At 45.3% G+C, this 20,920-nt stretch carries 20 protein-coding genes; 15 read left to right on the top strand and 5 right to left on the bottom strand.

The window, feature by feature from the left end:
* Positions 1-140 precede the first annotated feature (140 nt).
* From chrA to AC0VX7_RS21455, 4 genes are read right to left on the bottom strand one after another with little or no spacing between them, the layout of a single operon-like run.
* Positions 141-1,334, bottom strand: coding sequence for a chromate efflux transporter (gene chrA, locus AC0VX7_RS21470; protein ID WP_475425823.1), 1,194 nt, complete (start codon positions 1,332-1,334; stop codon positions 141-143).
* Positions 1,331-2,125: an ABC transporter permease gene (locus AC0VX7_RS21465; RefSeq protein ID WP_475425822.1), complete on the bottom strand. Its 795-nt coding sequence runs from the start codon at positions 2,123-2,125 to the stop codon at positions 1,331-1,333. The genes chrA and AC0VX7_RS21465 overlap by 4 nt, the downstream gene beginning before the upstream one ends.
* Complete coding sequence (locus AC0VX7_RS21460; RefSeq protein WP_475425821.1) at positions 2,125-2,760, bottom strand: ABC transporter ATP-binding protein; 636 nt, start codon at positions 2,758-2,760, stop codon at positions 2,125-2,127. Before AC0VX7_RS21460 ends, AC0VX7_RS21465 begins: the two co-directional genes overlap by 1 nt.
* Before the next feature lie 13 nt (positions 2,761-2,773).
* On the bottom strand, positions 2,774-3,082 hold the full coding sequence (locus AC0VX7_RS21455) for a PadR family transcriptional regulator (protein WP_475425820.1): 309 nt from the start codon (positions 3,080-3,082) through the stop codon (positions 2,774-2,776).
* Positions 3,083-3,368: 286 nt separating this feature from the next.
* Between AC0VX7_RS21455 and AC0VX7_RS21450 the strand changes: the two genes are divergently transcribed.
* Positions 3,369-4,427 (top strand): YncE family protein, encoded by a 1,059-nt coding sequence (locus tag AC0VX7_RS21450; RefSeq protein ID WP_475425819.1) that lies wholly within the window; start codon positions 3,369-3,371, stop codon positions 4,425-4,427.
* A 98-nt stretch (positions 4,428-4,525) separates the two neighbouring features.
* Complete coding sequence (locus AC0VX7_RS21445; RefSeq protein ID WP_475425818.1) at positions 4,526-5,152, top strand: nitrite reductase; 627 nt, start codon at positions 4,526-4,528, stop codon at positions 5,150-5,152.
* A 133-nt stretch (positions 5,153-5,285) separates the two neighbouring features.
* On the opposite strand, the gene AC0VX7_RS21440 is transcribed toward AC0VX7_RS21445, so the two are convergent.
* Positions 5,286-6,812, bottom strand: coding sequence for a multicopper oxidase family protein (locus AC0VX7_RS21440; protein WP_475425817.1), 1,527 nt, complete (start codon positions 6,810-6,812; stop codon positions 5,286-5,288).
* Between the two features lie 211 nt (positions 6,813-7,023).
* On the opposite strand from AC0VX7_RS21440, the gene AC0VX7_RS21435 reads away from it, so the two are divergent.
* From AC0VX7_RS21435 to AC0VX7_RS21375, 13 genes are all read left to right on the top strand, one after another.
* Complete coding sequence (locus AC0VX7_RS21435; protein WP_475425816.1) at positions 7,024-7,542, top strand: hypothetical protein; 519 nt, start codon at positions 7,024-7,026, stop codon at positions 7,540-7,542.
* Positions 7,543-7,564: 22 nt separating this feature from the next.
* A complete protein-coding gene (locus AC0VX7_RS21430) occupies positions 7,565-7,729 on the top strand; it encodes a hypothetical protein (RefSeq protein WP_475425815.1) in 165 nt (54 codons plus the stop codon).
* A 59-nt stretch (positions 7,730-7,788) separates the two neighbouring features.
* The gene (locus AC0VX7_RS21425) at positions 7,789-9,195 is read left to right on the top strand and encodes an MATE family efflux transporter (protein ID WP_475428216.1); all 1,407 of its coding nucleotides are present in this window, start codon (positions 7,789-7,791) and stop codon (positions 9,193-9,195) included.
* A gap of 108 nt (positions 9,196-9,303) precedes the next feature.
* Positions 9,304-9,786 carry a hypothetical protein gene (locus AC0VX7_RS21420; protein WP_475425814.1) on the top strand — a complete coding sequence of 161 codons (483 nt, stop codon included), beginning with the start codon at positions 9,304-9,306 and terminating at the stop codon, positions 9,784-9,786.
* A complete protein-coding gene (locus tag AC0VX7_RS21415) occupies positions 9,773-10,288 on the top strand; it encodes a hypothetical protein (protein ID WP_475425813.1) in 516 nt (171 codons plus the stop codon). Before AC0VX7_RS21420 ends, AC0VX7_RS21415 begins: the two co-directional genes overlap by 14 nt.
* 37 nt (positions 10,289-10,325) lie before the next feature.
* The gene (locus AC0VX7_RS21410; RefSeq protein ID WP_475425812.1) at positions 10,326-11,174 is read left to right on the top strand and encodes an ABC transporter permease subunit; all 849 of its coding nucleotides are present in this window, start codon (positions 10,326-10,328) and stop codon (positions 11,172-11,174) included.
* Complete coding sequence (locus tag AC0VX7_RS21405) at positions 11,171-12,103, top strand: peptide ABC transporter permease (protein WP_475425811.1); 933 nt, start codon at positions 11,171-11,173, stop codon at positions 12,101-12,103. The genes AC0VX7_RS21410 and AC0VX7_RS21405 overlap by 4 nt, the downstream gene beginning before the upstream one ends.
* A gap of 229 nt (positions 12,104-12,332) precedes the next feature.
* Complete coding sequence (locus AC0VX7_RS21400) at positions 12,333-14,192, top strand: GAF domain-containing sensor histidine kinase (protein WP_475425810.1); 1,860 nt, start codon at positions 12,333-12,335, stop codon at positions 14,190-14,192.
* Positions 14,167-14,823, top strand: a complete 657-nt coding sequence (locus AC0VX7_RS21395; protein ID WP_475425809.1) for a response regulator — start codon at positions 14,167-14,169, stop codon at positions 14,821-14,823. The genes AC0VX7_RS21400 and AC0VX7_RS21395 overlap by 26 nt, the downstream gene beginning before the upstream one ends.
* A 158-nt stretch (positions 14,824-14,981) precedes the next feature.
* The gene (locus AC0VX7_RS21390) at positions 14,982-16,412 is read left to right on the top strand and encodes a S8 family serine peptidase (RefSeq protein ID WP_475425808.1); all 1,431 of its coding nucleotides are present in this window, start codon (positions 14,982-14,984) and stop codon (positions 16,410-16,412) included.
* Between the two features lie 668 nt (positions 16,413-17,080).
* A complete protein-coding gene (locus AC0VX7_RS21385; protein WP_475425807.1) occupies positions 17,081-19,537 on the top strand; it encodes a S8 family serine peptidase in 2,457 nt (818 codons plus the stop codon).
* Between the two features lie 289 nt (positions 19,538-19,826).
* The gene (locus AC0VX7_RS21380) at positions 19,827-20,513 is read left to right on the top strand and encodes an HAD family hydrolase (RefSeq protein WP_475425806.1); all 687 of its coding nucleotides are present in this window, start codon (positions 19,827-19,829) and stop codon (positions 20,511-20,513) included.
* Positions 20,500-20,907 (top strand): GNAT family N-acetyltransferase, encoded by a 408-nt coding sequence (locus tag AC0VX7_RS21375; RefSeq protein ID WP_475425805.1) that lies wholly within the window; start codon positions 20,500-20,502, stop codon positions 20,905-20,907. The genes AC0VX7_RS21380 and AC0VX7_RS21375 overlap by 14 nt, the downstream gene beginning before the upstream one ends.
* Positions 20,908-20,920 lie beyond the last annotated feature (13 nt).

The raw sequence follows: 20,920 nt of genomic DNA, 5'->3' as shown, positions 1-20,920 counted from the left end.
TTTGAGTAAGAGATTATTTGCGATTTTAGAGAGAATAATGCCATTCTTCGAAAGATTATCCTTGCAGTTCTCGTCTATCACACTGAAAATAACAAAAAACCGGGAAGTATGACCTCCCGGTTTAATTCTTTTAAAGAAATTCAAAAAATCATATACAAAATCAATCCACCAACAGCCCCCGTAACTACGACAATCCATGGTGCAAGCTTCCAATACACAAGCATACTGAACAAAACAGCCGCGAACACGAAATCAATCGGCTCGAGAATCGAACTTGTCCAGATAGGGTGGTAGAATGCTGCAATCAGGATTCCTACAACTGCTGCGTTAACGCCCATCAATGCACGGCTGATCTTACTGTTTCTCCTTAACGCATCCCAGAATGGCAGCGTCCCGAGGATCAACAGGAATGCCGGCAAAAATATGGCCGCTGTCGCGAGCAAGCCGCCTTGCCAGCCGTTGATGATTGCTCCGATATAAGCTGCGAACGTGAACAATGGACCAGGAACCGCCTGGGCAGCACCATAACCCGCAAGGAACGCTTCTTCACTCAACCAGCCTGTAGGCACGAATTCACGCTCGAGCAAAGGCAGGACAACGTGGCCGCCGCCGAAAACGAGCGAACCTGAGCGGTAAAAGCTGTCGAACATCGCGACCCAGTTCAATGAAGTCGCTTCTCGTAAAATAGGCAGGAGGATGAGCAATCCAAAAAAAAGCCCGAGGCTAGCATATCCTACACCTTTGGAAATCGAGAAACTCATCCTTTTAGCATCGACAGCAGCATGGGACTTGAATAAAACGTATCCTAAAATTCCAGCGACGATAATGACGCCGATTTGTGTGAAAGCAGTCTGCCACAGTAAAGTCACTGCCAGCGCGAACAAAGCGATCGTCTTCCTTGGCAAATCAGGAGTCAGCTTTTGTGCCATTCCTAAAATGGCATGGGCAACAACCGCGACAGCGACAATTTTTAGCCCGTGAATCCACCCAGCGTCCCCAATATCAAATCCCTGCAGGATGATTGCAAAAATGATAAGTGCTAAAACAGAAGGCAAGGTAAACCCAAGGAATGCAAACAGTCCACCCAGCAAACCGCCCCTCATCAACCCTACGCCGATACCCACTTGGCTGCTTGCGGGTCCTGGCAGGAACTGGCATAATGCGACTAAATCTGCATAGCTTTCTTCATCCATCCACTTTCTGCGGCGGACATATTCCTCATGAAAATAGCCAAGATGGGCGACAGGGCCGCCAAACGATGTCAGGCCGAGCCTGGTGGAAACCATTAATATCTCCAGCAGCGACTGGAACGTAACGCTTTTTTTCTCTGTCATTTTTTTAACTCCTTCATAACTAATTGAAAACGGTCATTGAAAAAAGATTTATAGGCCATTTGTAAATATAAAATCACCGTCAATGAAACGCTACCGACAATTCCAAGCATGATGGCAATCTGGTATTCTACGGCAACGATGGGGGAAGTTCCGGATAAAATTTGTCCCGTCATCATTCCAGGCAAGAAGATGATTCCCATTCCGACCATCGAATTGATCGTTGGCAGCATCGCAGAATCAAACGCCTCGTTGACGACCTTCCTGGCGGCAACCTTTGGAGTGGCGCCAAGCATCAGTGCTCCCTCGATCTCGGCCCTGCGCGATGTAAATCCCGAGATTAAATTATTCACTCCGAGCGAAACACCAGTCATCGAATTCCCGATAATCATCCCGGCAATCGGGATAAAATATCTAGGTTCATACCACGGTGTAACATCGAGGACAACCAGAATGAAAAAGAACAAGCTTGTCAGGATGCCAAACGCCATTGCATAAGCGATGTGCTTTTTCATCCCGATGCCTAGCGGATGCTTCGTCCGTTTGTAGACATTATAAATCGCAAATACTTGCATGATGGCAATGATCGCTAATGTATAAAAGGGATTCGGATTATCAAAAAGATAGACAAGCAGGTACCCGACCAGGACCAGCTGGAGGGACATACGCACAGTAGCCAGCAGGATTTCTTTTTCCCGTGGAATCCCTCGAACCCTGACAATGACGATTAAAATCAGGATGAAGATATATGCAGCAGCAAGCTGCAGAAAGGAAAGATCCATCACATCATCCATCAGCTCACCCCGCTTTCAATGGAGTATTTCGACATATCGATCGTCAGCTCTGCTACTAGCTCTGCCAGTTCCTTCGAATGGGTGATTATGATGACCGTTTTCGCATTCTTCTTTGCATATTCATAAAACCTTGTTAACACAGTCCTGGCTGTCTCCTCATCCAATGCGGAGGTCGGCTCATCCAGCAAAAACACTTCGGGATCAAGCAGCATCGCTCTTGCCCAGGAAAGCCGCTGTTTTTCGCCTCCGGAAAGGTGTTCCGCTTTATCTCTGAGCTTTTTATCCAGCATGAACAGCTTTAACATCGTTTCCATTTCAGGCACATCAGCTGCTTCTTTTTCGGAAAAAGTAAGGCCAATCTGCAAATTATCTTCAATGCTGCCCTCAAAGATGACTGGTGCCTGTGACACCATCACAACCGTTCTTCTTAGCTGTAACGGACCGATTTCACTGACGGGTTTGTTTTTAAATAAAATCTCCCCTTCGTCAGGACTGGTCAGATCATTCAAAAGCCTCAACAGTGTCGACTTGCCGCTTCCACTCGGTCCAAGGATACAGGTAAACTGATTTTCGGGAATCGTCAGCTGCTCGATTTGTAAAATACCGTTGACTCTGACATTCTTCAGTTCAAACATGCTTTTCCTCCAATCAATCTTTGATTTCTTTGAAAAGTTCATACGCCTTCTGTTGGGCTTCTACAAGCACGCTATCCCCTTTGTCCGTTGTCCGATAGTATTTGCGAATTTTGCCCTCGACATTTTTTTCTTCTTTTAAAAGCAGCCCGTCTGATTCCATACTGTGCAGAATCGGATATAGAGTGCCGGCGCTCAAACTATAGCCATGCTCTTTAAGCTCTTCTAACATCCACAGCCCAAAAATCGGCTGTTCTTTTGCGTGATGCAAAATATGAATCTGGATGAATCCGAGAAAAAGTTTCCTGAGAACTTTATCCTCCATGAAAAATTCCTTCTTTCCTTGATATCGGAATCCAATAACGAAACCCGATATCATTTTAACGTATCTGAAAGATAATTCAACTATTTTACTTCTAGTTTTGCCATAGAAGAGGGAAACTCTGCAAAAATAAAACGTGAATTCTACATCAGAACATTGCAGATTTTATCAATTTCATAAAGTTGTTAAACCTTTCATCGAAATACTTCATTTTGTGATGAACTTAACATTTTCAGCCGATTTAGGCGGATTATCATAATGGTAGAAATTGATAAAGGAGGGCTCATAAATGAGTCGTTTAAACGTAAAAATGATGAGTATCATTGCATCTGTTGGCATAGTTCTGGCGGGGTGTGGCTCGGATGACACTACTAAAGTTCAGGAAAAGCCTGCAGCAAATACGGTCAAACAGGAACAAGTTCTAGAAAAATATTATTTTACCGCGAATGAAGGCGGTACAATCAGTAAGGTCAATGTAAAGGATAATAAAGTGACTGATACGATCACGGCTGATGGTGTGGTGCATAATATCCAGCTATCACCTGACGGCAAAGTTGTTGGTGCAACTCTAGTTCCGCACACGGAGGGCGGTCATAGCGGTCACGGAGACGAATCTCCTGGAAAAGTATTATTCTATGATGCCTATACAAATGAGCTTTTAAAAGAAGTGGAAGTAGGGAATCACCCTGCGCATGTTGTGTATTCAGGGAATGGGAAGTACGTACTGGTTACAAACAACGAAGATGACACGGTTTCGGTAATTGATGCCGCAACATATGAAGTTGTCAAAATCATTCCAACAGGCAATGGCCCTCATGGATTCAGAATTACCGCGGACAGCAAATTTGCCTATATCGCCAATATGGGTGAGGACACGGTAAGTGCGATTAATCTGGAGACATTTGAAGAAGAAAGAATTAAAACAGGTAATACACCGGTAACAACAGGAGTGACTAAGGACGGGAAAACCCTAATGGCAACACTTTTCGCGGAAAATGCATTGGCCATAGTTGATTTAGAAACGAAGCAAGTGGTCAAGGTAGAAGTTGGTACAGGTCCTGCACAGGTTTATATAGGGCCGGACGGAAAATATGCGTATGTCGCTAACCAGGGCACCGAGGAGTCACCATCAAATTCAATGTCAATAGTAGATCTTGAGACTAAGGCGGTTGTCGATGAAATCAAGACAGGGAATGGGGCACATGGTGTAACAGTAAGCAGTGATGGGAAATTCGCCTATGTAACCAATATGTTTGAGAACACAGTCAGCATCATCGATCTTGACAGCAAGCAAGTAGAAACGATTGACGTAGGGGAAATACCTAATGGAATTACGATAATGGACTAACGAAATTGATCGTCTCTTAAAAAATCCATACATTCTCCACTTTTTCACGGTATGATAGAAGTAATTTTCAGAAAATAAGGTGAAGGGGGAGAATGTAATTGGAAGCGACAGAAAAAACCATAAAGCTTGCCGTTAATGGCGGCATAAATTTTGGCTCAAGGATGAATGCCAGGCAGCTGCTCGTTCTGGCAAAATATCTTGAAGATGATCAGGAACTGGAGCTGACAACGTTCCAGCAGCTGTATATTGAAATCCCGGAAAGCCGTAAAGATGAGGCAATCGCAGAGTTTGAACAGGCGGGACTCAGTTGTTACCCGGTCGGTAGCTTTGTGAAAAGCCTGCGCACATGCAATTTCTGCAAAGGGGCGGAGGAGGAAGGGATGCCGGTTGCAATTGAACTCAACAAAAGGATCGCCGGCAAACCTGTTCCGTTTACCCTGAAACCAGCCTATACTGGCTGCCCTGTTGGCTGTGGCGAACCGCTCATAAACGACATTGGCATCATGAAAGTGAAAGACAGCTACAGCCTGTATGCAGGCGGCAAATCAAAGGGACAGGACGCTGCGGCTGGCACTTTGTTATTCGAACAGCTTACTCCAGGTGAACTGTATCAGAAGGTTGACAGGCTTATAGAAATATATAGTGAGCAAGGAAAAAAGCGTGAGCAAATGCATAAATTCATCAACCGCATAGGAAAAGACGAGTTAGTTGGACTATTGAAGTAATAGCCAATCAATAAAAAGTTCAGCTAAATTCAATTGGGCGCAGGTTAACGAAAAGTTGAGGCATAGGCCAGCCAGGCTTATGCTTTTTTGTGTGAAAAAAAGCTCCGGTACAAAACCGGAGCCTAAATGCCATCTATTCTACATTAAACTGTCCCATCATTCCGGCATCCTCATGCTCGAGGATGTGGCAGTGGTACATGAACAATCCTTTGTGATCAAATGTCGCGATTGCCCGGACTTTTTCACCTGGCTCAACCAGAATCGTATCCTTCCACCCGCGTTCGTTTGCAGGCGGAGGGTTGCCATCGCGGTCGAGAATCAGGAATTGTGTTCCGTGCCCGTGGAATGGGTGGGCCATCCCCATATTGTTTCCCATCATCCCCATGCCTTCGTTCGAAATTTCCCAAATCTCTGTATCATGAAGTTTGAGCTGCTCGTCAATCCGGTCCATATCCATTTGTTTGCCATTGATGGTGACATTTCGGCCCATCCCAGACATGACAAACTCTCTTGTCCTTGCAGCCATTGATTCGTCCACTTCAGGTATGTCAACCAATTGGGTTGGGATATCTTTTGGCCCTTTCTCCTCGCCAGTCACGACAAACTTCATGAACGACATACCCTGGTCAGTCAGCTCGACGGTTTCTCCCTCTTCATAATCGGAAAAATCAACAATTAGCTCTGCACGCTCTGCTGAACTCAACACTAGGCGATCCATTTTCACCGGTTCTTCCAAAAGCCCGCCATCCGTACCAATCTGGTAGAATTCCTGACCATTGCTTAAAGCGAACTGATAGATCCGCGCATTCGAGCCATTCAGCAGCCTGAAGCGAACCTTGCCTTTCGGAACCTCAACATATGGGTTGATGGCTCCATTGACCATAATCGTGTCACCCTGAAGTCCCATCATCACATCGTGCATGCTCAAATCATAGTCAAACTGGCCATTTTCATCGAGCTGCTTATCCTGGACAATCAACGGAATATCATTCACGCCATATTCATCTGGCAGGTCCAGTTTCTCGCTTTCTTCATCATCGATTAAAAATAACCCGGCAAGCCCTTTGTATACATGTTCACCTGTTTTATGAAGCAGGTGCGGGTGGTACCACAACGTGGCTGCATTTTGTTCGATCGTAAATTCAGGGTTCCAGGTAGTATCCGGCTGGATTCCGCTATGCGGTCCGCCATCATCCTCGCCATCCACTTCGAGTCCATGCCAGTGAATTGTTGTTGCTTCATCCAACTCATTTTTTACCTTAACGGACACATCGTCGCCCTTCTTCACACGAATAACCGGTCCTAAATAGTCCCCGTTGTAGCCGAATGTGTCTGTTGCTTTCCCTTTTAAAAATTCCACAGATCCTTTTTGCGCAACAAGAGTAAATTCTGCTTTGCCAGGGTCGGGGTTCTCATCTTCCAGCATTGGCGGGATTGGCAGGGGTTTTTCTCCCTCTGCGATAGAGTCATTCTTCATATCCTCAACCTGCCCGGAACCGCCTCCCATCATGCCGCCATTTCCCATACCTCCGCCGTTCATCATGCCACCGCCCTGACCGGGCATATTTCCGCCCATACCGCCCATGCTTCTCATGAAAAACCAGCCACCGGCTATGACTAATACAAGAATGATGATTGCTGCTATGCCAATCTTTTTCAACTTTTTGCGCCCTCCTTTGGTGTCCTCGTTATTTTTCTCAAGCTGCTTTATTTACATTCTATATACCTCGCACTGTATTTTATAAGCACTATATTTATCTTGCAAACAAAATAAACCGTATCAGCTAAATATGCATTTTCTATGGAGTTTAGGCTTCCCTGAAAGTGGTAGTTGTTATTTAATAAAACGAATAAATAGGAGGAATATTTATATGTTACTACCAGCTTCTGATTTAGGGTTAATCACATCCCACTTACCCGCCCATGACGGCATGATCATGAAGGTGAAGCTTCTGGCAAAAGAAGCAAAGGATGAAAAATTACTTGAGTTGCTTAATAGAAAAGTAGGAATCATGAGAAGCCATGTGCGAATCATGATGGACATGCTTGATACAGATAAAAGTGAATTCGAGAAGCTTCCTGATTTCGATGAGCTCCCGCAGAGCCAACTCGAAACGACATCGAGAGGCACTCAAAAAATGGACAGGCATATTGCGATGGAAATCAAGGCTTCTACTGAGGCAATGGCAAAGGATAACTTCGTCTCCGCTCTTAAAATGAAGGATCCGAAAGTTAAGCAAACACATATTGAAATGGCTCTCCAGCAAGTGCAGCTCCTTAATATGGTTACAGAGTACCTTAAAGAAAATGAAGCGGACGTAACGCCTCTCGGTACACCTGATGAACAAAAAAAGGTAGTGAATCATTTCAGCCATATGATGGAAGAATAATTTATAAATCGGGGTCGAGAAGATGAATCGTGAACCGGAACATGGTAGTGGCAGCCATCATAGCCATTCACTGCAAGACGGTTTACATGGAGACAGCAGCCAGGTCGGCGGTACAATGCATGAGAATCATGGACATCATTCTGAGCAGGGAATGCAAGCACACTGTTATGGTGTGCTTTTGTTTTAGTTCTTCAGTAAAGGAGGTTGGATGTGTTGAAGGATAAAGTCATTGAAGGTAAAGTAAGCATGCCGCAAACGAATAAAGGACGTCTTAAAATCATTACAGTGCTGGCTGTACCGGCAGTAATCGAGAACTTCTTCCAGACGATCCTCGGTTTTGTTGACACCTATTTTGTCTCGAAAATTGGGTTAGCCGAGGTCTCTGCAGTTGGTGTTACCAATGCTGTACTGGCTATCTATTTTGCTTTGTTCATGGCAATCGGGGTTGCGGCCAATGTCAGGATCGCGAACTTCCTTGGTGCGAACCTGCCGGAAAAAGCACGGCATATTTCACAGCAATCCATCGTCCTGGCTGTGATTTTTGGTATTTTAACAGGAATCATAACATTGATTTTTGCAGAGCCGCTCCTGAAACTGATGGGTATAGAAGCGGAAGTTCTCGAGGCAGGAGCCCTTTATTTTAGGATTGTCGGGATTCCGTCCATAGTGATGAGTTTTATGTTCGTTTTAAGCGCTATCCTGCGTGGTGCTGGAGATACTAAGTCACCGATGAAGGTCAGTATTGTCATCAATATTGTCAATGCTGTTTTGGATTACGTACTAATCTTCGGGTTTTTGTTCATACCGGAAATGGGCATTGTCGGAGCCGCATTGGCAACGGTATTCTCACGGCTAATCGGCAGCATTGCCTTGTTTTACTATGTGAATCGTAAAGAAACTCTTACCTTCCGCAAGGATTACTGGAGTATTGACAAGACTCATTTGATGGAGTTGACAACGCTGGGAGCTCCAGCAGCAGGGGAGAGGTTGGTCATGCGCGCCGGACAGATCGTCTATTTTGGTTTTGTTGTAGCCCTTGGGACCAACGCTTTTGCAGCACATCAAATTGCTGGCAACGTCGAGGTTTTTTCCTATATGATCGGATATGGTTTTGCGACGGCTGCGACAATTCTCGTCGGCCAGCAAATCGGAGCCGGAAATCTTGAGGAGGCTAAACACTATGCCAGATTATCGACATATCTCACAGTCGGCTCAATGACTGTGCTCGGTGCTCTGCTCTTTTTCCTCGGGGACTGGGCAGGCAGCTTTTTTACCGAAGATCAACAGGTTATCAACAATATAGGGACTGCACTGAAAATCTCAGGAGTGTTCCAGCCATTTCTGGCTGTATTGATGGTGCTGACAGGCGCATTCCAGGGTGCGAACAACACCAAGTTCCCGATGTACCTGACAGGATTCGGGATGTGGGCTGTACGAACTGTCCTTGTCTATGTTCTCGGAATCAAGCTGGGCTGGGGACTTGCGGGCGTCTGGATTGCGATTGGCGCTGACATTGCATTCCGTGCCGTTGTCCTGGCGATCCAGTTCAAGCGCGGAAAATGGATGGCACTTGAAAAAGCTCCAGATCCAGAATCGCACTGCCACCCACAAACTACAAAAGAAAACATGTCTGCCTGCGCCAATAATTATTGACCACAAGCATACAGTTCAAGGCTGTATGCTTATTTTACATTCTAACGGTTAGTATGCTAGAAGAAGGACAAAGTAAGGAGTGTGAAACTTTTACTTAAGGATGTTTTTATGGCTCTTTCCATTTACATAACGATTACAATATTGCTGCTGCATTTCGCTTATCATGTACAAAAACCGCTGAATTTCCTCCAGAACGCGATGGTCTTCATGGGTGTCGCAATCATTACGCGCCAATGCGTGACGGTTTTTGCGATGGAATGGCATCTTTTTAAAATGACTGAGGATGATTGGCTGTTTGTTTGCTTGATTCTATGCCGGGACGTGCTGACACCGATGGTCACCGTGCTTTTTGCAAATTATTATGTACGAGCAAAAACGCTATTTTATAAAATAGCGGCCTTCTTGATCTCATTGGTAATCATGCTTGCCATGCATGAGCTGGCTGTGCAATTCCAAATCTTCACTTATGTTAAGTGGAACTTTTTCTATACGATTTTATTGAATGCCGGCTTTCTGCTTTCGGCAGTAGGGGTTTTAAAGCTGGTATCATTTATACAGACATTGGAGAATCGTCAAAATGAAAGTTTATGATACTGCGTTCAATGAAAATGAATGGTTCGTGATTATCAGCATCATCGTTACGAACCTGGCCATATGGTTCGCCCCAAAAATTTTCAGCAAGCTGGAGAGTGTCGGGTATTATATTTTCGGCATCTACATAGGCTTGTTTTACGACCATACCATCTCAATCATACCCTGGGATTTTTATGACGTCAACGACAACTCATCCTATCAGTTCATCGATTTCCTTAGCTATATCATGTATGGCCCTTACGGTTATTTCTTTCTCTATTTTTACGTGAAATGGAACATTAGGCGGCTCAAAACCATTCCTTATATCGTATTGTGGTCGGCATTCTCGTTGCTGCTGGAGTGGGTTGGGCTGAAGGTTGGCCTGTACCATTTTGACAAAGGCTATAAAATGTATTGGTCATTCCCGATCTACCTGCTATCCCAGACGATGATCATTGTGTTCTACCACTTAAGCATCCGACATGAAAAAACTGGAAACAATCAGAAAACTCAATTATAATTTTAAGGACTAAGGGTAGAGGTTGAGGGGATTCGTTATGGTGGTAAAAAGTTCAATAAGGTTCATAACTGTTATTTTGCAGTACATAGCCGGTGTGCTTCTGTTTATTCTAGTTGGAAGTCTTCCAGTCCTTATGAGGGATTTAAATTTTGACAGTGAGGGCTATTTTCATACTGTCAGGGAATTGACTGTTAAAATTTTCACTTTAAGCAATTTGACTTACAATGGCGAGCGCGAGATGCTGCCGGCGGTGATGGAACGCTTCTTCTACTCGATGAAGACATTGGGCATTGCCTTTTTGACGGCGTTGGCCATTGCATTCTTGCTTTCTTATTTGATCGTCCTCTTTTTTGAAAAGAAAAAAGACTATATTTTAAGTTTTATAGAAATCATCCGCTCTGTCCCTGATGTTTTGTGGATGTTCCTGCTACAGGCAATCGTAATCTGGAGCTACAAGACATTTGGCGTGAAGTTTATTCAGACCGTTTCGCTTGGGAGTGAAAACCGGGCGTTCCTGCTGCCGCTCATCAGCCTTAGCCTGCCGATTTTTCTTTTTTTGACACAGATCATGGTCCTTAAAATTTTTGAGGAATTGGATAAACAGTACATCACCTTCGCTAAGGCAAAAGGATTATCGTATCTGTATATGCTGAATATCCACGTAATCCGCAATATCAGGCAGGATTTGCTCGGACATTTTAAAACGATCATCTGGATGATGCTTTCCACGCTTGTAATGGTCGAGTATATATTTAACCTGGACGGGTTAATGCTGTTCAATATCAAGCATATATCGATCGAGTTGTTCGTGTTCAGCTGCATTCTATTTTTTACACCGTTTTTCATGATTTATAGACTAATAGATTTTAGAAGGTTATCGATATGACCAGATTATTGAAAACGAAAAAATTCATATTCGGTGCTTCATTCCTGACCATCCTGCTGACATTGAGCATTTTGAACACTGTTTTCAATGACGGGGAAATCAGACAGGCACCGCTATTCTATAATGAAGATGGGACCCTGGAGAAGTCCCCTCCATACCCGCCGTTCGATGTCTTCCTTTTTGGCTCGGATATGTATGGCTATGACATGCTTCACACGGTGATCGAAGGGGCGAAATATTCAATTGGCATCGTCATTGTCGTTGCTTTTTTCAGGATGGTTTTATCAATCCTGCTCAGTTACTTTTTATTCCGTGTTCCAGAACGGATCTTCAATCTGATAAAAGCAATCTCTGAGCCATTGTCATTTTTTCCGCAAACGCTGATTTCGTATTTCCTTTTGAGCACAGTGGTCATTTATACAATCGATGGCTTCCATCATCCTTTTTGGGTCAGGGCGTTGTATGAATTCATCATCTTGATTTTAATCGCGCTGCCGGCTCTGACTGTTCAGTTGATTGAGCAAAAGCGCAGGGTGTGGAGAGAAGAGTTCATTGAATCGGCAATCACGCTGGGCGGGAGCAAACGGCATATATACTTCAAACATGTCCTGCCACAGCTGTACGAGGAGTGGGTCTTGATGTTCGGCCAGCAGTTTCTGCAGGTGCTGACACTTCTTGTCCATCTTGGCGTCATGATCATCCTGTTTGGCGGCACCATCATCGGGGACGGCGATCCGCCAACCTCGGTGACCCAGGAATGGTCTGGTTTAATAGGGGTGAACAAACGTTTTATGCTCGCGCATGAATGGATCGTCTATGTGCCGATCCTGTTCTTCACTCTGACCGCCTTAAGTGTGGCGATGATCAATAAGGCTTTAAGCGACTTTTTTAAGCAAAAGGAAATGGTCAGGAACAATCGAGGGATTTAGGGGCAACTCGCTATAACACTTTCGTACTATAAAAATACCCCGTTTGATGAATAGTCTGCGCGCGAAAATTTTGCCATAATAGTGTTCAACAAAACTCTTCATGAGTTTGGCCCATTCATTGGCTAGTGGTATCCCCATTCGGCCAGTGAGTGGGTTTTATTTGTGTTTTGAGCACTCCCGCGATAAAATTAATTAACTGAAAATTCTAAACTCAGGAGGAGGTAGCTGTTTGGATCAGGTACTTTCACAGAGAAGGGAAAAGTCTGCAAAGTTGTTCATGAACTCGGTATCATTGATTGGCTGGCTGCTCATCCTTCTCTCTCTAGTAAAATTGGAACTCCCCAGCGAACCGGTTGTTTTAGCACTTTTATTTTTATTCCTGCTTATTAGCGAGTACTATCCAATGCCGGTTTGGAGAGGGCATACAGCGATCACATTCCCGGTAGTCTACGTGTTATTTTTGCTGTATGGATTTCCCCACACTGCGATTGCTTATGCGGCCGCTGTCCTGATTGTGAACCTCATCCATAGAAGGCCACTCCGGACGGTACTGTTCAACCCCGCCCAGCTCGTGATCAGTTTTTACGCTGCCGCGATGTTGCTGCCTCTAACAGAACCTCTCCTGGAAAAGCTGGCACTCACTCCGATTATAGAGGGTATGTTAGGTTATATTTTCCTGCTGGCAGTCTATGTTCTGGTCAACAACCTGATTGTCGACCTCGTTCTCATCATCAGGCCGCAGCATTATTCTTTTAAAATGTGGAAGCAAAAGAGTCTCACGGAACTGAATAGTGCGGGTATTTCCTTGATTTACGGAATTACCCTGTATGTCGTTGGCAGCCAAAATCGCGGGGAGATCGATGTCTTTGCTTACTTCTTCTTTTTCTCGCCGCTTGTCGGGATTTCCCTGCTGAGCGCGACGATTGCCAGGCTGAAAAGAGAAAAGAACCGTTTGAAGCTTCTTTTTTCGATCACCTCTGAGTTGAATCAGATGCTGCCTTCACAGGACTGGCTTTCAGCTTTACGAGGGAGCTTCAATGAATTGATTGGTGCAGAGGCAAGTTTATTATGGATCAAAAAAGATGGCGAATGGGAGCTTAGCTTCAAAGATGGCAGGACAGTATCGAATTGCGAGTTGCCGCCAGAGGCGTTATCTGAATTTGATGGAATGCGCAGCCCAGTGGTTTTTAATGATCGCAAAAAGGATGGCGGTGTTGCCGCTGCCTGTTTTGAGGAAGACGTGAAGGCGTTTGTCTACTCGCCGCTTGTCATCGAGAACGAAACAATCGGGATGTTCATCATCGCCAGAAGCCGGACGAAAAGCTTCGAGGACCACGATGTCCAATCGATTGCGACGCTTGCCAACCAGCTGGCCGTCATCATCAAGACTCGGATGCTTTTTACCGAAAAAGAAAAGGTGATTGTCCTTGAGGAACGGAACCGGATTGCCCGCGACATCCATGACGGTGTGGCCCAGACGCTTGCCGGGGCAGTCATGAAGCTGGAAACGGCGGGAAAGAAGTTCACTAAAAACCCTGAAGAAACAAGGAAGCTTGTGGACGAGAGTGTCATTGGCCTGAGGGAGAGCCTGAAAGAAGTACGCGAATCAATTTATGAATTGCGCCCGTATCCGACTCAAAAAGCGACACTGGCTGAAGCAATTTTAAGAAAAATCGAAGCTGTCCAGAAGGAATACCCGCAGGATATCGAATTCGAGATCAGGGGGCAGGAGCAGGAGCTTAGTCCGATGGTCGAAAAAGTTCTGTTCGACACATTCCAGGAAAGCCTGCACAACGCCATCAAGCATTCGCAGGCTACGAAGGTAGAAGTTCTCTTAAGCTATCAAACTGAGCATATACTGTTGAAAATCAAGGATGAAGGAAAAGGGTTCTCGCTGTTCCAGGCGATGCTGAAGGCGAGGAACCAGCCGCATTTCGGCATTTTGCAAATGAACGATGCTGCTGAAAAAATCAACGCCTCCCTGCAGATCGACAGCAAGGAAGGTTCAGGAACGGAAGTCAGCATCACCGTTCCTAGAATGGGAATCGAGGGGGAAACCACGAATGATCAGGCTCATGCTAGTGGATGACCATGCCGTACTCCGCGACGGACTGCGGAATATTATATCAGTTGAAGAAGATATCGAAGTCGTCGGTGAGGCTGTATCCGGAGACGACGCGCTATTGAAGGTGGAAAGTTGCAAGCCGGATATGATCTTAATGGATATCAACATGCCGATGAAAAATGGTGTTGAAGTCACTGGTATTTTGAAAAAGAACTACCCACATATCAAAATCCTTGTGCTGACAATGCACAGCCACGAGGAATACTTCATGTCGGCCATCCGTGAAGGAGCGGACGGCTATCTATTAAAAGACGCGCCTTCCGACCAGGTCGTCGAGGCAATCCGGACCGTCGCCCGGGGCGAATCGGTCATCCATCCATCAATGACAAGGAAGCTGCTCGCCTTCCATCAGCAAAAAGAAACTAAGCAGGAGGACACAACCTTGACCGAGCGTGAAAAGGAAGTGCTGCTCTGTCTCGTCGAAGGCCTGAGCAACAAAGAAATCGCCGACCGCCTGTTCATCAGCGACAAAACCGTCAAAATCCACGTCAGCAAAATCTTCAAAAAGCTGAACGTCAAAAGCCGCTCCCAGGTCGTCATCCATGCCGTCCAGCACCAGCTCGTCCCAATCCCGCCGACATCAAGCGGAGCATAAAAGAGTCCTCATTGGAGGGCTCTTTTTCTTTTGGATACTACTTTAGTAGTATCCAAGATTAGTACAGAGGATATTATTTTTTAAATACAATGCAGAATGGTTTTCATGTAAATATTGTGGGAATATTAAGAAAAATAGCTAAGGAGCTGAAAAATTGAATGAAGTTTAAAGCTGCATTTTTATCATTTATTCTTATGGCCGCGACGGTCTTTGCTTCGATTGTTCCTGGAACGACGACAAAAGCAGTCGAGCCTGTCAAAGCTGTGGTTGACTCCGAGCTGACGAAAACCTTACTGACGGCCATCAACCCGGTTGAAGCGATCGTTACTTTTAAAAGTGATGAGGGGGTCTTGCCGGAGCAGGTGAATCTGCTGAAGAATCTTGGCATCACGAAGGGTTTGACACTGAACAGCCTGCCAATCGCAGGTATTCTCGCGACAAAATCACAGATTGATCAGCTTGCACAAAGTGATCAGGTCGTATCTATTTATCTTAATAAAAAGCTGGAATATGAAAATGCTGAAGCTACAGATATCACGGGAGTTGACCAGGTTCGAACAGATGACACAATGAGAAAGTTGAATGGCGGCTTGCCGGTGACAGGTAAGGGAATTGGTGTCGTCATCAATGACAGCGGTGTTGACGGGACGCATCGGGACCTGGAATTTGGCAGCCATCTTGTCCAAAATGTATTGGGCTCGACCAACTTGAATGCGATTGATGCTACCTTGTTGCCAGTAACTTATGTTGAAAATGTTCCGAATACCGATTCAAGCTCCGGCCATGGAACGCATGTCGCTGGTATTGTTGGCGGAACTGGCGAAATGTCAGGCGGAAAATACGAAGGAGTAGCACCTGGCGCGAACCTGATTGGCTACGGATCAGGCGCGGCGGTCGCGATGCTTGATACTATTGGCGGTTTTGATTATGCACTGACCCATCAGCAGCAGTACAATATCCGCGTCATCACGAATTCATGGGGAGACACAGGCGATGCCGGGACAGACTTTGATCCATACAATCCTATTAATATCGCAACGAAAAAACTGTATGATCGTGGAATCGTAACGGTTTTCTCTGCAGGGAATTCAGGTCCGGACGCTAAAACGATTTCCGGAAATTATAAAAAAGCTCCTTGGGTCGTTACAGTAGCAGCTGGAGATAAGTCCGGAAAGCTAGCTGAGTTCTCTTCTCGCGGCGAAGAGGGACGGGGAGGAACAGTAACTGTCGATGGCCAGACATGGAAGTGGATGGATCAGCCGACAGTGACTTCACCTGGAGTCGACATCATTTCGACGAGAGTCATCAGCCCGCTCGTGTTGCTTGGTGCGACTGCCGATGCTGAGTACATTGAGCCGGCATATCTGCCTTATTACACGACGATGAGCGGAACATCGATGGCTGCTCCGCATGTCGGCGGAATCATCGCCTTGATGCTCGAAGCTAATCCATTGCTGTCGCCTTCTGAAGTAAAGTCGATTCTCGAAAAAACAGCAACATCCATGCCGGATTATGCTGTATGGGAAGTCGGCGCTGGCTACGTGAATGCTTATAATGCGGTCGATGCAGCTTTTAAAAAGAAAAAATGATGATTAGTTGATCTCCCTTGCCCCGGCAAGGGAGATTTTTACTCCGCCGCGAAGGATTTTTTGCAGTGCTGAAGTGAAAAACTAGCGAATTAAGTGTGATAACTCTTTTCTTACTTGGAAGAGGAAATCCGAACTAGGGAAATGGCCTTTTATAAGGAGAAATTGGCTCTGTAAAAGGCTTTTAAGGGAAGTTGACTCTATAAAAGGTCTTCTTAAGGAGGAAGTGACTTTGGATTCGGTTCATTTTCTGGCTGGGAAAACTTCGCTATCTTTTTGAACTGGAAAAAATCATTGAAAATTTCCAAGTCGCCAATAAAAATAGATTTTCGCGAATAAACTGCTTAATATCGCCAATAAAATTTATTTTTCGCCAATATATCATTATTTTCGCCAATAAAATTGTGAAAACCGCCAATAAAATTTGAAAGAGCAAAATAACATCACTGTGAGTCCGGAAAATACAAAAATTCAACTCCACCGATACAATCATTTTGGAAAATCTTAATCAAAAAAACATCAGCACTACCTCATCTATAACTTTTGTACGATGCCAGAATAGACATTCCGGAATTTGATTTTATAACCTTTGAAGAATAGTTTTACAGCTGTGATTTCATGATAATTAAGTTAGGAATATTCAAAATTTTATAGATTGAGAGGAGAATATCATGAAACGTTTTATGTATCTGCTGTTAGCCTTGTTGCTCATGTTCCCGGTATTTGCTGCACCACAGGGGAAGGCGAGCAGCCTGGCGGTCATTGATCCGCTGGTCAGCAAGGCGCTAGACACTGCAAGCTCACTCGAGGTTATTGTTACTTTTAAAGGCGATGGTGCACCTACGAACACCCAGCTCTCGCTGTTAAAAACGCACGGCATTGAAACGGGGATTAGCATGAAATCACTGCCTATTGCCGGAGTCATTGCAACAAAGACGCAAATCGAAAAGCTTGCGGCAAATCCGGAAGTTCAATCTATTTACATGAACAGAAAACTTACTTACTTCAATGCTGATGCCACTGCAATCACTGGCGTCGATAAAGCCAGGACGGATGACAGCTTCCGCAAAGCGAACGGCGGCCTGCCTGTTTCAGGAAAGGGAATTGGGGTCGTCGTGAACGACAGTGGAATTGACGGAACACATAAAGACCATGAATTGGGCAAAAACCTTGTCCAGAATGTCATGGGCTCCACAAACCTGAATGCACTTGCACCAGGCTTGCTTCCGGTCACATACCAGGAAAACGTACCGAACACTGATACAAACTCTGGACATGGTACACATGTAGCCGGCACGGTCGGTGGAACAGGCGCTATGTCTGGCGGAAAATATGAAGGAGCTGCACCGGGTGCGGACTTGATCGGTTACGGTTCAGGAGCGGCGTTGTTCGTCCTTGATGGCATCGGCGGTTTCGACTACGCGATTACCCATCAGTCACAGTACAATATTCGTGTCATCACAAATTCATGGGGTTCGTCAGGAGACTTCGATCCCAACGACCCGATCAATATTGCCAGCAAAAAAGCGCATGAACGCGGAATTACCGTTCTTTTTGCGGCAGGTAATGAAGGACCCGGGGAAAACACACATAACCCATACGCAAAAGCCCCATGGGTCATTTCAGTCGCTGCAGGAGTCAAAGATGGAACGTTGGCTGATTTTTCTTCAAGAGGCACGAAAGGTGTAGGCGGAACTTTTACAATGGATGGAAAGGAGTGGACGTGGAAGGATGAGCCGACCATAACGGCTCCTGGAGTCGATATTGTATCAACAAGAGTCCTCGCACCTGTATCAAGCCTTGCAGCAGACCAGGATGCCGAAACAATCGAACCGGCTTACCTACCGTACTACACAACAATGAGCGGAACTTCGATGGCGACTCCGCATGTTGCGGGTATCGTTGCCTTAATGCTTGAAGCCAATCCATTATTATCTCCTGCTGAAGTCAAGCAGATCCTTGAACGGACCGCTACGAATATGCCAGGCTATGAAACATGGGAAGTCGGCGCAGGATATGTGAATGCTTATGGTGCAATTGATAAAGCGTTCAACGATACGGCTTATGGTTCGACGTTAAATTCAACCCAGACCTTCTATAGCAATGTTGAATCTTCAACAGAACGCAAGGAATTTTCGGTTGATTACAACCCGCTTACATTTATCTCTGACAATCAATATGAATTCACAGTCGCAGAAGGAATGTCCAGCCTTATGGCAAAAGTAAATGGAGCAGGTCTCATGGAACAAACGGGCAATCCGATCAACCTTGTGCTGATCGCTCCGGATGGCACAGAATACAGCTCGGGTGTCAGCCTGCTGTTCCCGCTCTACTATGATCGCACAGTATCGGTGACTTCTCCGGCACCTGGTGCATGGAAGGCTGAAATCCGCGGACTTCGCGGCGCTGATGCGAATCCACTTGGCCTGGCTTTGCCTGAAACGGTAAAGGGAGAAATGGCCTTCACAAAGGTCAGCGGTTTTTCCGGATTGAACGATATTGCCGGCCACCCGGCAGCAGATGCGATAAAAATGGGCGTGAGTGAACGATTATTCGACGGCTTCTCGAATGGAGCCTTCAAACCTGATGGGCTTTTAACAAGAGCAGAGCTGGCAAAATACTTGGTGATGGGTGCTGAGATTAAGCAGTCATTGCCGGCAGTGCCGAGCTTTTCTGATGTATCAAGCTCAGACCTTCCATTTGTTGAAGCAGCAACGGCAAAAGGAGCTTCCTTCCGTGATCAACACCATATCCAGAAAGGGGTCATTTTGACAGCAGCAAACGGCAAATTCTCCCCTAAGGATGGCGTAACCCGCGCGGAACTGGCATACTCACTGGTTCAATCATTAGGTCTGCAAAAGGAAGCAGAGGAATTCGACGGACAGCTGACAGTCCAGTATAATGACGAAAGAATTGCAATCTCAGACGCAACAGAAGTTCCTGACCATTTGAAAGGCTATGTCCAGGTGGCTCTGGACCTGAATATCCTCAATGCAAAATTCGCTGTGACACAAGGTCCTTATGATCTGAAACCAAAGGTAACAGCAAGCTTCAACCCATCTGTAAAAAATACACGCGGTGACTTTGCAGTTGCTATGACGCGTTACTATAACGCTTTTCTAAAATAAGGTAGAATGAGAACAGGCCGAAATGGCCTGTTCTTTTTTAAGCAGGAGCCCTGCATTTGCCTGAAATTCGCCTTAGAAGAGAAACACGGTAAAAGCAGGAGCTCTGCATTGCCCGAAAATCGCCCTAGAAGAGAAAAACGGTAAAAGCAGGAGCCCTGCATTACCCGAAAATCGCTCAAGAAGTCAAAAACGGTAACTAAAAAATAGGCTCTAATCCAGAAACCATCCATTGTACAGAAATCAACGATTATTCGTAAAGATCCATTCTTTTTAAAGAGGGGGAATTTGGTTGAGCCAAATAGAAGCAATCTTTTTTGATTTTGACGGAACCTTGCTGGACCGCGAGACATCTCTTATAAAATTTATTGATGAAAAGTACGAACGCTATAAGACTGAATTGAAAGGGATAGACAAGCAGCGTTATAAAAATAGATTTATTGAATTGGATGCCCGCGGGTACGTATGGAAGGACAAAGTATACAGGCAGCTTTTAAAGGAATTTAACGTAGTGGACCTGACATGGGAAGAGCTGTTAGAAGATTACATAACAAATTTCAAGCATTCGTGTGCGGGATTCCAAAACCTGCATGAGGTTCTTGGGCAACTAAAGCAAATGGGTATGAAGCTGGGCATCATTTCGAATGGCAAAACCCAATTCCAGATGGCCAATATAAAAGCTTTGGGAATCGAGGGTTACTTTGATTCCATCAAGATCTCGGAAGCAGTGGGATTGAGGAAGCCAGATTCCCGAATCTTCCAGAAGGGGATGGAAGCTCTTTCGGTATCAGCAGCTGGCAGTATATTTGTAGGTGACCATCCTGAAAATGATGTGACAGCGTCCAAAAGGGCTGGAATGATTGGGATTTGGAAGCGAGATGACTATTGGCATAGTGCGGAAGCGGATTTTACCATCGAGGAGCTGGAAGAATTGTTAGGTATTATACAAAAAGGTGTTGAACAGAATGACCGATTTTAATGTTTCATACGATCCCCCGAGCCCCTTAGACTATATCAATCTTCGTCTTGAAGCAGGAATGAGCGGGAAATCGCAGGAGGCGGCGGAAATCGGACTGCAGAATTCATTGTTTTCTGTTACTGTTTATGATGAGTCGACGTTGGTGGCGATGGGCCGGATCATTGGTGATGGTGGCTCATTTTTTCAAGTAGTCGATATCGCCGTTAAGCCTGCCTATCAGGGGAAGGGGCTTGGAAAACTGGTGTTGAGGGGGCTTATGAAGTACCTTGATCAGCATACATATGAAGGCTCGTATGTGAGTCTGATTGCGGATGCCCCGGCTAACAAGCTGTATGAACAATTTGGTTTTGACTACACTTTTCCTAATTCCTATGGAATGTATCGAAAGTACTGAGTAGTCCTATGTG

The sequence above is a fragment of the Mesobacillus sp. QJM3NY_10 genome (assembly GCF_056173465.1).
Note: the sequence above shows the minus strand (reverse complement) of the source record. Positions and strands in the feature narration are given on the sequence as shown.